Origin of the sequence: Bacillus sp. FSL W8-0770 (assembly GCF_038008705.1) — a bacterium.
GTDB lineage: Bacteria > Bacillota > Bacilli > Bacillales > Bacillaceae_G > Bacillus_A > Bacillus_A cereus.
This window is the reverse complement of sequence record NZ_JBBOZR010000001.1, coordinates 1,203,662-1,218,955: the sequence shown is the minus strand read 5'-3', so window position 1 is coordinate 1,218,955 and position 15,294 is coordinate 1,203,662. Positions and strand designations below refer to the sequence as shown.

The window sequence follows — 15,294 nt, the reverse complement described above, 5'->3', positions numbered from 1 at the left end:
ATAAGGGGAGGACATTTAAAATGATCGAAATTAAAGTACCTGAGCTTGCAGAATCTATTACTGAAGGAACTATTTCACAATGGCTTATCAACGTAGGCGACAAAGTTGAGAAAGGTGGCAGCGTTGTTGAGCTTGAAACTGATAAAGTCAATGTAGAAATCATTGCAGAAGATTCAGGTATTGTATCGAAGTTACTAGGCGAACCTGGGGATACAGTTGAAGTTGGCGCAACTATCGCAATTTTAGATGCTAATGGAGCACCAGTTGCAGTAAGTACACCTGCACCAGTGGCTGATGAGCAACCAAAACAAGAAACGACTGAAGCACCGAAAGCTGCGGCACCAAACGCTGAGCAAACTGCAACACTACAAGGTTTACCAAATACAAACCGTCCTATCGCATCACCAGCTGCTAGAAAAATGGCTCGTGAATTAGGAATCGACTTAAACGACGTACGTAGCACAGATCCACTTGGACGCGTGAGACCACATGATGTACAAGCTCATGCTGCAGCACCAAAAGAAGCACCAGCTGCTCCAAAGAGTCCAGCTCATGCTCCAGTTGCAAAAACGGAATTCGAAAAACCAGTTGAGCGCGTGAAAATGTCCCGCCGCCGTCAAACAATTGCAAAACGTCTTGTAGAAGTTCAACAAACATCTGCAATGTTAACAACATTTAACGAAGTTGATATGAGTGCGATCATGGAATTACGTAAAGAACGCAAAGATGCTTTCGAGAAAAAACATGATGTACGTCTTGGCTTCATGTCATTCTTCACAAAAGCAGTTGTTGCAGCATTAAAACAATTCCCATTATTAAATGCTGAAATTCAAGGTGACGAGCTTATCATTAAAAAATTCTATGATATCGGTATTGCAGTAGCAGCTCCAGATGGATTAGTTGTTCCAGTTGTACGCGATGCCAACCAATTAAATTTCGCTGAAATTGAAAGTGAAATTCGTGAATTAGGTAAAAAAGCACGTGACAACAAACTTTCATTAAAAGAACTACAAGGTGGTACATTTACAATTACAAACGGTGGTGTGTTCGGTTCTCTAATGTCAACACCAATCCTAAATAGCCCACAAGTTGGTATTTTAGGAATGCATAAAATCCAAGTACGCCCAGTTGCAATTGATAACGAGCGTATGGAAAACCGCCCAATGATGTACATTGCTTTATCTTACGATCACCGTATTGTTGATGGTAAAGAAGCAGTTAGCTTCCTTGTTGCTGTTAAAGATATGCTTGAAGATCCAAAGTCATTATTATTAGAAGGTTGATAGATTAAAATCTATTAAAGGCTGTAGAATGAATCATTCTACAGCCTTTTTTTATTGTGTTCATACGGGACAAATTTCATGACATAAGGTAATAATGTATGCCTAAACGTAAGGAGGATTAAAATGAATAACCTTCCAATTCATGCAAAACTTAAAGTAAATAAGGATACTTTCTTCCTCCCCGATTCAAACGGGGGTGTCTATTTTCGAAATAACGCCAGTTCATTTCGTATGGACGGTGATGGAATTTATGATTGGATTGAAAAATTAATGCCAATGTTTAACGGGAATTATTCTTTAGCCGAAATAACCGATGGCCTCCCTCTCCCCTATCAAAACCGTGTATTTGAAATTGGAGAGATTTTATATGAAAATGGTTTCGTTCGCGATGCAAATCAAGATGCACCTCATGAATTAAACAGTACATTACTCGACAGATATGCTTCACAAATTGAATTTTTAGAAGCTGATTCTCATTCAGGTGCTTTAAAGTTTGAAACATACCGCGGAGCAAATGTCCTTGTACTTGGTTCTGGGGATATGCTCACTTCCTTAGTTTCTTCTTTATTAGAATCTGGTTTACCTACATTTCATTACCTCGTTACAGATCGGGATGAAACAAACTATGACAGAATACATGAGCTAATAGAACGTGCATATGAAGTTGATAACAGTGTACTCCTTCAAGAAATCGATACTACAATTGACCGTCCCTTGCATGAAGTATTCGAACCTTTTGATTGGATTTTATATGTTTCTCAAAACGGAGACATCGACGGTTTAAAAACAGTTCACACTATTTGTAGAGAAACGAAAAAGAATTTCATACCAGCTATTTGTTTATCAACACTCGGTATAGCTGGACCTGTCGTAACAGAAAATCGTGATGAATGCTGGGAATCCGCATGGCATCGGCTACATGAAACGACTTTGCAAAATGAAAATTCATCGGATTCCTTCTCACCAATTACATCTGCCATGTTAGCAAATGTAATCGTTTTTGAATTGTTTAAACATGTCGCGGATGATTCATATCGTGAAAAAGAATCACAATTCTTTTTATTAAACTATGAAACACTTGAAGGAACGTGGCATCCTTTTATAAAACACCCTCTTGCAACTGATGAAAGTTTTACAATTGATACGATAGAAAATCTTTCTGAAAAACTTGAGCATCGGTATGGCCAACATACTTCAACTGATGTATTCCGCTTTTTCGACTCATTAACTTCTAAAGAAGCCGGTATATTCCATGTATGGGATGAACAAGATTCATATCAATTACCGTTATCACAATGCTATATTCAAGTAGCCAATCCATTATCAGATGGCCCAGCTCCCCTTCTGCCTCTTATGACTCGCAGTGGATTAACTCATAATGAAGCACGCCGAGAAGCTGGTTTAACAGGAATTGAAACATATGTAGCAGAAATCATTCACCGCCTTATTCCTGAACATAACAATATCGGTATCGGTGCTGGAGAAACGATGACAGAAGGATTTTACCGGGCACTACAACAACATTTAAACAATAAACTGTATGAGCGGCAGTCACATATGCTAGAAGAACTTACAACTGTTGATTTAACTGATATTCAAGATAAACATTGTAGATTTTATTACGATGCTCTCTCTACAATCCATGAAACACCTAAAATCGCAATGAGTGAAGAGATTCTCAGTTTTCCAGTCGTTTGGGTTGGTATAAATGATAGATGGTACGGTGCATCTAATATTAATATGACGTTAGCGTTACGAAACGCACTACAACTATCACTCTTTCACGTTCAAAATGAAGAAATTCCTTACAGAGCTAATATCTTGCCTGAATCATCTATTATTTTATATGACACGGATTCTTTTAGAGTGGAAATACAAGCGGAAGAAGAAATTCCAAGCGTACAATCTTTACAACTCGCCTTACAACATTTAGAAGAACATAATTTTTACCCCTTCGTATTTGATTTAGCGATTGAACCATTTTTGAAAGAAAACTTAGACGGTGTGTATGGGGTATTAATTGCAAAGGAGGACGGTTTATGATTCAAAATATATTGCTTATAGGAGATGGCCTTCTTGCAGACTATGTACATGATCAATTATGCAAACAATATTCCATCATTCGTCAGCATACTCTTACAGAAGAACTTCCTGAAAATATTCATCTCGCTCTCGTATTACATGATGGATCTCCTTCTACTATTCATCATGATGCTGAGCTAATTTTTCGCTCAAATCATATTCCGTGGCTACGTGGTTTTACTTCATTTGGCGAAGGTATTATCGGTCCTTACATTCATCCTCTTACGCCCGGATGTTCCCATTGTTCTGATGGACGCCGTTTTATCGCTGGCTTTGATCAAAAAGAAATGTGGGAACTACAGCGGAAATATGCCTTTAAAGCAGATAATGTAACGAGACGTGATGTACGTGCCACCCAAAATGGAATGTTGCAAATGTGTCATCTTATTTGCGCAGAAACAGAAAAAATATTAACTCATAACCATTCTTCTTTAGAAAATGAACTTATTTTACTAAACTTACAAACATTACAATGTACGCGGCATTCTTTTCTTCCAGATCCTCTCTGTCCTGTATGTAGTAATTTACCTGATGATACTGCGGATGCGGCGGAAGTTTCTTTACAACCAAGTTTAAAAGTAAGCACCGAAACGTATCGCTGCCGTTCCATTCATGAATTAAACACATTTTTAACGAGAGACTATTTAGATTATCGGGTCGGTATGTTGAACGGCAAAATGCAGCATTCTTTATTACCATTCGCTGACGTCATTATAAACATGCCATTAATGTTTGGAAATGAAGGTGTTGCAGGCCGAACTCATTCATTTGCAGTGAGTGAAGCAACTGCCATTTTAGAAGGTTTAGAACGATATTGCGGTATGTCGCCTCGTGGAAAAAAAACAAATGTGCACGGTAGTTTTCATGATTTAGAGGAACATGCACTAAATCCCCTCACACTCGGTGTACATACCAATGAACATTACAATCGTGATAACTTTCCATTCAAGCCGTTTGATCCTGATTATGAGCAAAACTGGGTATGGGGATATTCTTTATCACAAAACAGACCGCTTTTAGTTCCTGAATCAATTGCTTATTATAGCCTCGGTCATCGAGATGCTTTCGTGTATGAAACATCAAATGGATGTGCAATTGGCGGTAGTTTAGAAGAAGCGATTTTTCACGGCATTTTAGAAATTGTAGAGCGTGATGCCTTCTTACTCACTTGGTATGCCAAATTACCTCTTCCCCGCCTTGATCTTAGTTCAGCAAATGATACAGAATTACAATTAATGATTCAGCGGTTACGTACGATTACCGGATATGAATTACACGCTTTTAACGCGACGATGGAACACGGCATTCCTAGCTTATGGGTAATTGCAAAAAATACGCGTGAAAATGGAATGAACGTTGTTTGTGCAGGAGGCGCTCATTTAGATCCTATTCGAGCCTTAAAAAGCGCCATTCAAGAAATAGCAGGCATGTTACTTATAACAGACGATGAGCTCGAGCACAAAAGAGAATACTACGAAAAGTGCTTACAAGATCCTTATTTTGTTAATAAAATGGAAGACCATAGTATGCTGTATGGATTGAAAGAAACGGAAGAACGTCTTCACTTCCTTTTACGGGAAGATGCACCGGTGCAAACGTTCCAAGAAATGAATGTATCACAATCATTTGATATGGATTTAACATCCGATCTCCACCAACTTTTAAATCGTTTGCATCAATCTAATCTTGAAATAATCGTTGTAGATCAAACCGTTCCCCTCATAGAAAAGAACGGATTACATTGTGTAAAAGTTATTATTCCAGGCATGCTACCGATGACGTTTGGTCACCATCTTACTCGAGTTACAGGACTGGACCGGGTATATACCGTACCGATGACACTTGGATATACAGACGAACCTTTAACGAATGAAAGATTAAATCCACATCCACATCCGTTTCCATAGTAAAGGAGGGATTTCATGCAGCTAGATACTTTTTTACATCATCTCCATTTCTCTATCGATGAAATTATGCCGAATCATGAGGTGGACTGGAAAGACGCACCGCTTCCTTATAAATTATATCGAAATTTACCTACCATCCCGCTCTCCTTAGAAATCCCGTTATCTTTACCGAACTCTTCTACTACACCTACTTTAGATGAGATTGGTCATTACCTTTGGTATTCATTTGGTGTAACACAATTATGTCAGCTAAATAGCGAGAGAAATGTATTACGTAGATCCATTCCTTCAGGCGGTGCCTTATACCCGAATGAATTGTATATCTATTTAAAGATTGACGATTATCCAGACGGCATTTACCATTATGACGCCGCGCATCACCGACTTATTTTACTTCGCGAAGGAAATTTCGATTCTTATTTGGCAGACGCACTCGGTAATCGCTGTAATATACATGATTGTTTCGGTGCTGCATTCGTATCCACTATGTTTTGGAAAAACTTCTTTAAATACAATAACTTTTCATATCGACTTCAAGGATTAGATAGCGGGGTTCTCATTGGACAATTGCTAGAATGTACAAAACAGTTCGGTTATACGAACGGCGTATACTTTCAATTTCTAGACCGTGCACTGAACCATTTACTCGGATTGTCAGAAGGTGAAGAAAGTGTGTATGCCGTTATTCCTTTAAGTACAGAACCAGAAACTAATTGGTTTCACAATAATTACCGTGAAAATAAAATAGTTACTTCTCATGAGTTGTTGCAACAAATTCCGCCGCTCGCACATGAACATTTCGTTCGCTCAAAACATGTAGGTGAATATCCGATGATAACAAAAATAAATGAAGCTTCTATGATCGAATCGACAGCACACTTCCAAACGCTACATCATGAAGAGCACTATCAACATAATACGTACGCTGTACAGCTACCGAAAGTAGAACGGTTATCGTATGATTTCCTACAACTTTGTAAAAAACGATATTCTCCTGATGCGGACTTTATTTTAACGAAATGGGATGCAGCCGAGCTCGCTACTTTACTACAAGAAGCGAGCCTCTCCTTCCCCTATTACAACGACCTTGACGGTAAGTATACAAATGAAAATGCACGCGTCTCCTTATATGGATGTTTTTATAACGTGAAAAATATTGAAAACGGAGCTTACGCTTATAACAGTAAAACACATTCCATACAACCAATTCGATATGGAGACCTTCGCTACCCACTTCAGTCTAGTATGACGATGGATAACGTAAACCTTTTTCAAGTACCACTTTGCTTACATGTAGTCGGAAAGAAAGATTATTATACAAATGCACTAGGCTATAGAGGGTACCGTATTCATCAAATGGAAGCAGGTATACTCGTTCATAAACTCGTTTTTGCAGCGACCGCGATGGGGATGGGCGGGCATCCTTTACTTAGTTTTGATACAAATTCATGTGATCAATTGTATGGAATAGATGCTGGGAATGAAACATCTCTTATTCAAGTTCCAGTCGGGGCATATCGGGCGCGGAATTGGTTAAAAGGGGCTTTGCATAGTTAAAAGCACGCCGATGGACGGCGTGCTTTTTTACTAGATTAACTTAAAAATACTCTTAATTTGTCTAGCAAATAACCAATTTTTCGTACCGTAGTTATCATTTAAACTATCTAAATTAATAGATTGTCCGTTAGCAAACTTTAATTCTAACGTAGTATTTTTGTCATTTGTTTTTAAGTTACTATTTGTAATGGCATCATACTTTAATTTTTCAATCTCAACATATTCGTCTTTTTCTTGTCCAATCACGACATGGTCTTGAAAGAAGAAAAAGACTTCTACTTTTTTACCGAAACAAAATACATTTTTCGTATAAATTAATGTCGCGTTATCAAGTCCGACACATACTTCTTTCATTTCTTCCACAACGTGTCCAAAGTCTTCTTCATGTCTTGCATTTGATTCAGCAATCCATTCTTCAATTGTTTTCATGTTAATTGCCATACTGCGCCCCCTGGTTCGTTCATTGCTTCGTTTAAAAAATAAATACTATATGAAAATATAAGCGATACGTACTATGTTTTCAAGGGGGAACGGTATATTCAAAATAAAGTGAAACTTTATTTACTCCCTCATTGTAAAAAAATAGCACTTTAAAAAGTGCTATTCTGCTCTCCTTGCCGCTTGCTGAATTGGATCCCAAACGCTGTTATATGGTGGTGCGTAACTTAAGTCGACGTCTTCTAAATCATGAATGCTCATTTTATTGAAAAGCGCCATCGCAATCACATCAATACGTTTATCTACGCCTTCTTCTCCAATTACTTGCCCGCCCAATAATTGTTTCGTATCGGAGCGATATAGTAATTTCAAGTAAAGTGGTTTTGCATTTGGATAATAGCCCGCCATATTTGTAGAATCTACTTTGACCGTTTTATACGGAATGTGTAGCCCTTTTGCTTCTTTTTCATTTAACCCTGTTCTTGCGAGTGTCAAATCCATAAATTTAATAATGCCTGTGCCTAACGTACCTTTAAAAGCTCTTCGTTTATCAAGCATATTCAGTCCAGCAAGTCGCCCTTGCTTATTGGCAGTCGTTCCGAGCGGGATATGATCATGAATTTCCTTTATAACGTGGTAATGTGTTGCGCAATCACCGGCTGCATATACGTCTTGCACATTTGTTTGCATATATGCATTTACTTCGATTGCTCCTTTATGATTCTTACGTATATTTGTCCCTTCAAGAAAATCAGTATTTGGCTTCACTCCAACCGACACTAAAACAAGATCTGCTTTATACGTACCTTTATCCGTTTCGATTGCTTCTACTCGTTCATTTCCTTTAAACGCTTTTACATTTTCATTCGTTAAAATTTCAATAGTGTGTTTATCTGCTTCTTTATGTATATATTCAGCCATATCTGCATCATAAATCGTACCGATATGATCATTTCGCTCAATCATTCTTACTTTCTTACCAAGTTCGACGAATGTTTCTGCCATTTCCAGTCCGATTGCACCACCGCCAATAATAGTTACATCTTCAACTTTATTCGTTTCTAGCGTTTTTAATATACGTTCAGCATCCGGAATTGTTTTTAAAAGATGAACGCCTTGTAATTCCCGTCCTTCCCATTCCGGCATAACAGGACGTACCCCGGTCGCAATTAATAATCGATCGTACGAAAATTCAAAGACATCTTTCGTCTTTGTATGCTCTGCGTACACCATTTTCTTTTCCGTATCTACTTTCGTTACTTCATGACGCACTTTCGCATCAATTCCATATTTCTCACGAAACGTCTTCACGTTGCGCGCGATTAACTTTTCAGTTGAAGCGATAGCACCACTAATGACATACGGTAATCCACACTGAGCATACGAATAAATCTCACCTTTTTCTAAAGTTACAACATTTGCATTTTCATCGTTTCTAACAATTTGCATCGCTGCACTCATACCAGCTGCATCTCCGCCAATAATGACATAGTTCACTTTACCACTCCTTCTTTTTTACATACTCTTTACGTTTTCCATATTTTATAGAAATAACACCTACTTCCATTGTAAAGAAAGAGAATTTCATCTTCAAATTTGGTGCACAAACTTATGTATGAATAGGTAACTGTCGTGTCTTATAAACAACATGTTTAATATGCTATAACAGTAACTATTGAAAGTAGGTGAAACATACATGTGCGCTGGTCTTCTCGCTCAGTTTCCAGAGGAACCGAAAGAACCGAAAGCCGCCCTCCCGCTTGAACAAGAATTTACCATTAATGCAACATTATACAGTGCTCGCGCTTGGTTATCAGACAATGACACTTTCTCTCAAACTATTTGGAAAGCTACCCGCTTCGCTTCTGCATCACACGCTCGCAAGGCCATCTTCCCAGTCGGTACTGTTAAAATTGTAAATGTTTCTGATGATACAATAACGGTTACGATATCATCAGAATCAAAAGATGCTCTTAAAATAATCGTCCCTCCACATTCTGAAGCTGCTTTAACGTCTAGTTCTTTATCTGATGTGCAAGCCAGTACATCAGGAGGGGCAAGTAAAGTCACATTTCTCTTTCATATCTTTTTCTCTAGGGAACCTGCTCCAGCCAAATAACGATAGAAAAGGTACAGCAATATACACTGTACCTTTTTCAAGCGCTCTATTCTCTTGATTTGATTAGTTCAATATTATAAGTTTCGATATCTGTTAACGTTCCTTTAAAATAAGGATTTTCTCTATACCAAGGCTGTTTTGCAAAATATGCTTGCATATCTTTCGTTTGAAAAATATGTCCATGCCTTGCATATATTTCATTTCTAGCAATTTTCAACTGCTCTTTCGATAAATATGTTAAATCTGCGCTCGTTAATTTTCGAATATCACTATCAGGAAAGATGAAACCATTATATACATACCCAGTCGCGGGCGTTGGAGTAACATTATAAACAACTGTTTTTTCTGTACTTTTCTTTTGAAATGGAAGATTATAAGACGAAAGTGCCGTTACCGTCTCTACTTTTGTCGTTTCTCGTCCACTTTCTCCATTTCGTTCTAAATAAACCGTCGCACTTCCATCAGTCGCTACAGGCCCCCATGTAATTTCTTCTCCTGCCAGCGCTGTAACCGGTTTTTGATTTACATACAATGTTGCACCAGGCGCGTTCGTTTGAACTGTAATATATTGACCTTGCAACGTTAAATCTATCGTTACGTTATTTTGGCTTTGTTTCATAAGTACAACCTTTTCCTCACGAGATAATTTTACGTAGTCATTTTTATACTCTGATTGAAACACTTGATTTCCCGGAAGAAATGGCCCATATTGCTTCTCAAACTTTTTGTCATCTGTCTTATCAATTTCTTTTCCGTTCATTTTTAACGATACGTCTTTTTCATTTGTAAGCAAAGTTGTATAGTACGTCTTTGCTTTCAATTTATATCGATCAAATATAAAGAAATACTTTCCGTCTTTCGTTAATGAAAAATCAGCTTTTTCTATTCCGTCCCGTTGTTTTTCACCTTGTCTCAAATATTGTTTTAATTCATTTACGTAAGATGGATTTTCTTTTATATATGAAAATAGAGGCGTTACACTCTCTCTCGTTATCATAACCGATGGATCATCTGCCGTAACGATCTCAGCTAATTTCTCTCCGTCCCTCTCTTGTAAAATCGTAATTATCCGGTCTACTTGTGCCACCTGCGTATAATACGACGATCCGTACAAATACAATCCAATAATTGCTATAACAAATAGCGCTAACAGTGTAATGCCAACTTTTGCACCACCGCTAATGTTCTTCTTTACTACAGAACGTCTCCTCTTCGTCCCGCAGTTTTGACAAAATTGCACACCATCTTCAAACTGAATTCCGCACTTTGTACATACATTCATCCAGTCAACCACCTTTTCATTAGAAGCCAGTTATTCCCTGTGTTAAGGCTTGAATTATCGTGCTAATGTAAGACCAAAGTACAATGAATGTTGCAATTCCAATTAAAACATTTGCAATAATAAGTGTGTAAACGAGATCTAATCCGTCATTGTCTAGCTTTAATACGGCTACAGTTATACTAATCCCTATATAAGTTGCAGCTACCGATAATAATATCGGTAAGAAAAAAATTAATAAGAAACTAAAAAGAAAAGAAAGGACTAATATGACAATAGCCGGCGTCGCTATCGTTCCCCACATACCGAATACTTCAAGAAACGAAAAAGATGATTTCATCATCTTACCACTTACAAAAATAATAAATCCGACAAATAAAGTTAAAATTAATAAAAAGAAAAAGACCGTTATAGATTCTCCAAAAAACGTGGGAGTAGATATATCTGGTGCAAATGTTCTCGTAACTGCTGATGCTGCACTCATCATTCTATAAAAAATACATGCTCCTAAAAAACAAATAAGAACAAGACTTACAATTCCATTTCGTACTTCAATAGCGCCGCTTTGCATAATCGCTGTCGGTGCTTGTAATGCATGTTTAAAAAATTGAAAATAGCCGCTCGCAAACCGCTTCGCTTGCTCTACCGTTTCATTTTGCCGAGCTTCCTTTGCTTGTGCCGCACGTGCTTGTTCCGGCCCTTCTTCTTGGCCACTACTTGCCACTACTTCTTCCGTTAACGAATGTCCACAATTCCCGCAAAATTTTGCCTCCGCTGCATTTTCTGTATGACATGACGGACATTTCATTCTCTTATCCCTCCTTAAGGATATACCGTATAGGGTGTTACAAATTCAATATATGAATTTGTACATAAAACATGACTACAAGAAAAAGATTCTGAAATCCTTCTTCCGAAAGAAAATATATGTGCTAGTAATCTTGAAAAAAAATGCTATTATGAAACAGAACAAATAACATTTTTAGCAGATTGGATGAAAGACAATGGAATTGGTAAACTCAATTTTTCAAATACTCCTTACAAGCGTAATCCAATTATTTTCTTTAATTGGCGTTATCATTGTAATTGGATTTTTATTAGGATATTTAGAATCTCTCACACGCATGTATTGGTCGAGAGCTTTTGGAAGAAAAGGATTCCTATTAACGGCTTGGATTGGTGTTCCTATTCACGAACTTGGACATGCCATTATGTGCGTGCTGTTCCGTCATAAGATTGTAGCAACGCAGTTCTTCCCGACAGATACAAGCCAAGGGGCTTTAGGTTACGTACAACATCAATACAATCAAAAAAGTGTGTATCAACGGATTGGGAATTTCTTCATCGGCATTGGGCCTATTATTTCTGGTATTACTGCACTAATCCTTTTAATGCGCTATTTCGTACCAGAATCATATTTTTTATTTAATACAACTCTCGAAAAAACGATTGCTTCTACTTCTATTAATGTAGAAATGATCCAAAACATGCTCTTGTCGACGTTTGTATTATTGAAAAGCTTATTTACAATCGGCAATTTATTGAATCCTTCCTTTTGGTTATTTTTATTTATCGCCATTTGCATTTCCGCACATATCGCTTTAAGTAAACCAGACATTAAAGGATCAATAGACGGTGTTATCGTCATGTTTATCGTTTTATTTTTATTCAACATCATCGCGGGACTGTTTCAATACGACAGTAACCAGCTAATTGGACAGGTTATGAAATATAATATGTATCTCATTGCGTTTTCTAGTGTAGCACTGCTTTTCTCTTGTATTTCTACACTTGTTAGTTTTTCGTTTTATAAAATAAGAAGAGGGCGTTCTTTTTAAACGCCCTCTTCTTATTAATTATTCCCCTTATAATCACAATGCTCAACCGGAACACGAGCATGCCCCTCTTCATCGGTACACCATGACTGTGATTGGAATGCAAGAAAGATACCAATCCATTCTTCTTCCTTTTCAAAGTGAATGAGTATTCCTCCGTCTTGCCATATGCGATCATCACCTTGCCATTTTTCTACATTCCCTTGATTCATATGAATATCATGTATACCGTTTCCTGGTTTGAAATGAAAATAGGAATCTGGTGTATTTTCTTCTGGTCCCCATCTTTCGCCAAACGCGTAAATAATTGCTTTTTCTTCTATCGCTCGTTTTATATAACGTTCTATTTTTTCATTTAAATCATTATCTGCTCCTGCTTTTTCGGGAGGTAAAGGAATCATTTGATTTGAGTCAAATAGATTTCCTCTTATATAATCTAAAGCTACTTTCGGTTCATTGTTTTTTATTTCTGTAAAACCGAATGGTAATGTCGGTAAAATATGAATCGCCTCTGACTTAATATTGTTACTCGCAAAATATAAAACTTCTGATGGATAACTTTGTGACTTTACGTTAATTGCAATACGATAATCTACTCCTGTCTCGCCCTGTAAATGAACTTGATAATGAGGTGTTTTCCCTTTTCCAATCTTTGATTGTATAACTGTACCTTTTAACACACCGTAGTTTTTTAGGGGCATACATTTCATCTCCTATTCATCTAGTAGAAGCTATTCATATTTAAATCATTATCCACTCATAAAAAAAATCCTCCTATGTTAGGAGGATTTTTAATTTCTCAACATATACCAAACAATAACTTCTACCACTACAAGCAAAACCGCACCAAAGATCATTAACGTCGTCTTCTTTAATAGTTCATTTTCACGGTAAGGGATATTACATAAGTAAGCACCTAGTGTAATCCGTGATGGACAAGCGATTGTCGCTACTGATGATGCGGTGTTTTGAAGTGTTGTGACATATTGCCACGGGAGTGTTACGTTTTGTGCGGTTTGCATTTGTAGTTTTATAAACATTGCATTTGATCCTGCGTTACTACCTGTTAAAAATCCACCAATAGCGCCAATAAACGGAGCAACGAAAACGAAAAAGGTTCCAAATGTTTCACCAGCTGTCTTTGCGAGTAATGAATGCATGCCTGATGCACCCATTAGTTCTGAAATGGCGATAAACATTGTCGTCGTAATAGCAAATGGAATCCATTGTTTAATCGTTTGTGAGAGTGATTGTTTAATAATATTAGACGGGATGCGGAAGAAAATAATAGTAAATAAGCAAGTCATACCGAGCCAAAATCCTGGTGAATATAGTAACTCTAGTTTGTAAGAGTATGATTTCAAATCAAGAACCGCATATGATTTGAACAAATCATGTAATGCTGGAACGAGGCGAGAAAGTAAAATACAAACTGTTAGAAATATATAAGGGCTAATAATTTTTATAATGGATACTTCTCTCTCCGTTGCAGCCGCATGTTCTGTTATAAGATTTTGCCCACTTTTTCCTTTTAATTTAATGATAAAAAAGCCAAAGGTAATCGTAACGATAGAACTTAATATCCCGGCTAGTTCAACACTTACGTACGCATTAGAAAGATAGATTCCGAGAGAAAATAATAGAAAGAACCCTACTCCTTCTTTCCACTTTTCTATAACCGCTTGCCAGCCGCCAACAACGTGTAAAGAAAGAATAACGAAGTAAGCAAACATCGGAATACTTAATAGCGCTGTATTTGTGCCAAGTGTTGTAAGAGGCATATTTATTAGCTGCGAACCGATAATCGTACCAGTTGCCATTGCGCCCCATGAACTAGCTAGTAAGCCGATGAATGAGAGTAGTACAACTTGAAATGGTTTATATCCTAGTGAAAGAAAAATAGGTGCTGCAACCATAAAGCCAATACCGAATCCACTTACTGATTCAATAAGCGGGCAAATGCCAAAACACATAAGCAGCATTTGTAATAAGCGATCCTGAGTAACTGCTTCTAGAAAACGTGCTACTTGATCGATGTACCCCATTTTGTTCATGAGGTGAAATAAAAAAATACCGAAAAATAAAACGTACCCGACAATAAAACAAATTAACCATCCTTTAATCGTTGCGTGCACAGTTTCACTTATCCCTAATTGAAACATTGGCGAGAGTAAAACAATTCCAACAGACACAGCATAAGAAATTAACGAGGACCTTAATGACGTTTGTTTAAATAAAAATAAACAAATGAAAATCATCATAATTGGGATAAGTGCCAACAATATGGCCATGTTATCATCTCTTTTCATTAAAAATACAATTTTTAACTATTATATAACAGATGACATAATTTTCAATTGTTTTTACAACAGATTCAAAAAAGGAACCAAACGGCTCCTTTTTATTCACTCCCATTTTCTATTATCCTGAAAAACTGTCTGCTTTCCGACTATTTCTTTCAACACAACAAACACAATGTAAGTACATATTGCTTGCAATATAATATTCCAAAATTTCATTAATGCAAATGAATGAATCCGTAGAAATAATTCGTTTAATAATACAATCGAAACGATACTAAATAATTCTATACTAATCGAAAATAGACATATTTCTAAAATAGACTGTTCTTGAATGCGATTTAAATTGGAAAAGATGAATACATACCCTAAAAATAGAGCCATTAACTCTATTTTCGTCATGCTAATGAGCCAAGCGTATAGCGGTACAGTTAAAAATAGATATAGTAGTTTACGTCTTAGCATGCCTTCTCACCCTCTGAATTATATGTATT

13 protein-coding genes are annotated in these 15,294 nt (G+C 37.0%); 6 read left to right on the top strand and 7 right to left on the bottom strand.

Going from position 1 to position 15,294, the window contains the following annotated elements; genetic code table 11:
- Positions 1-20: 20 nt before the first annotated feature.
- The 4 genes from odhB to NST27_RS06350 all read left to right on the top strand — a co-directional run bounded on the left by odhB (position 21) and on the right by NST27_RS06350 (position 6,829).
- Positions 21-1,283, top strand: a complete 1,263-nt coding sequence (odhB, locus tag NST27_RS06365; protein WP_000569921.1) for a 2-oxoglutarate dehydrogenase complex dihydrolipoyllysine-residue succinyltransferase — start codon at positions 21-23, stop codon at positions 1,281-1,283.
- Between the two features lie 123 nt (positions 1,284-1,406).
- Positions 1,407-3,326: a putative thiazole-containing bacteriocin maturation protein gene (locus tag NST27_RS06360; protein WP_001061561.1), complete on the top strand. Its 1,920-nt coding sequence runs from the start codon at positions 1,407-1,409 to the stop codon at positions 3,324-3,326.
- On the top strand, positions 3,323-5,272 hold the full coding sequence (locus NST27_RS06355) for a TOMM precursor leader peptide-binding protein (RefSeq protein ID WP_047385761.1): 1,950 nt from the start codon (positions 3,323-3,325) through the stop codon (positions 5,270-5,272). Before NST27_RS06360 ends, NST27_RS06355 begins: the two co-directional genes overlap by 4 nt.
- 15 nt (positions 5,273-5,287) lie before the next feature.
- Complete coding sequence (locus NST27_RS06350; protein WP_001175531.1) at positions 5,288-6,829, top strand: SagB family peptide dehydrogenase; 1,542 nt, start codon at positions 5,288-5,290, stop codon at positions 6,827-6,829.
- A gap of 30 nt (positions 6,830-6,859) precedes the next feature.
- Here the strand turns inward: NST27_RS06350 and NST27_RS06345 are convergent, their stop codons facing one another.
- The gene (locus NST27_RS06345) at positions 6,860-7,270 is read right to left on the bottom strand and encodes a DUF3908 family protein (RefSeq protein WP_000996782.1); all 411 of its coding nucleotides are present in this window, start codon (positions 7,268-7,270) and stop codon (positions 6,860-6,862) included.
- A gap of 159 nt (positions 7,271-7,429) precedes the next feature.
- Positions 7,430-8,764, bottom strand: coding sequence for a CoA-disulfide reductase (locus NST27_RS06340; RefSeq protein WP_001110240.1), 1,335 nt, complete (start codon positions 8,762-8,764; stop codon positions 7,430-7,432).
- A 199-nt stretch (positions 8,765-8,963) separates the two neighbouring features.
- Here NST27_RS06340 and NST27_RS06335 point away from each other — a divergent pair, with 199 nt between their 5' ends.
- Positions 8,964-9,386 (top strand): hypothetical protein, encoded by a 423-nt coding sequence (locus NST27_RS06335; protein WP_000332393.1) that lies wholly within the window; start codon positions 8,964-8,966, stop codon positions 9,384-9,386.
- Between the two features lie 46 nt (positions 9,387-9,432).
- Here NST27_RS06335 and NST27_RS06330 read toward each other — a convergent pair whose 3' ends face one another.
- Together NST27_RS06330 and NST27_RS06325 are read right to left on the bottom strand one after the other, a co-directional pair.
- A complete protein-coding gene (locus NST27_RS06330) occupies positions 9,433-10,668 on the bottom strand; it encodes a TcaA 3rd/4th domain-containing protein (RefSeq protein ID WP_001099915.1) in 1,236 nt (411 codons plus the stop codon).
- 19 nt (positions 10,669-10,687) lie between these two features.
- The gene (locus tag NST27_RS06325) at positions 10,688-11,473 is read right to left on the bottom strand and encodes a zinc ribbon domain-containing protein (protein WP_000650089.1); all 786 of its coding nucleotides are present in this window, start codon (positions 11,471-11,473) and stop codon (positions 10,688-10,690) included.
- A 196-nt stretch (positions 11,474-11,669) separates the two neighbouring features.
- Between NST27_RS06325 and NST27_RS06320 the strand changes: the two genes are divergently transcribed.
- Entirely contained in the window at positions 11,670-12,503 is an 834-nt protein-coding gene (locus NST27_RS06320) for a hypothetical protein (protein WP_047385758.1), read from the top strand.
- A 14-nt stretch (positions 12,504-12,517) separates the two neighbouring features.
- On the opposite strand, the gene NST27_RS06315 is transcribed toward NST27_RS06320, so the two are convergent.
- The 3 genes from NST27_RS06315 to NST27_RS06305 all read right to left on the bottom strand — a co-directional run bounded on the left by NST27_RS06315 (position 12,518) and on the right by NST27_RS06305 (position 15,265).
- Complete coding sequence (locus NST27_RS06315; RefSeq protein WP_047385755.1) at positions 12,518-13,201, bottom strand: DUF2278 family protein; 684 nt, start codon at positions 13,199-13,201, stop codon at positions 12,518-12,520.
- 90 nt (positions 13,202-13,291) lie between these two features.
- On the bottom strand, positions 13,292-14,791 hold the full coding sequence (locus NST27_RS06310; protein ID WP_047385753.1) for an L-lactate permease: 1,500 nt from the start codon (positions 14,789-14,791) through the stop codon (positions 13,292-13,294).
- A 114-nt stretch (positions 14,792-14,905) separates the two neighbouring features.
- Positions 14,906-15,265 (bottom strand): DUF4029 domain-containing protein, encoded by a 360-nt coding sequence (locus NST27_RS06305; protein ID WP_000946130.1) that lies wholly within the window; start codon positions 15,263-15,265, stop codon positions 14,906-14,908.
- Between the last annotated feature and the right edge of the window lie 29 nt (positions 15,266-15,294).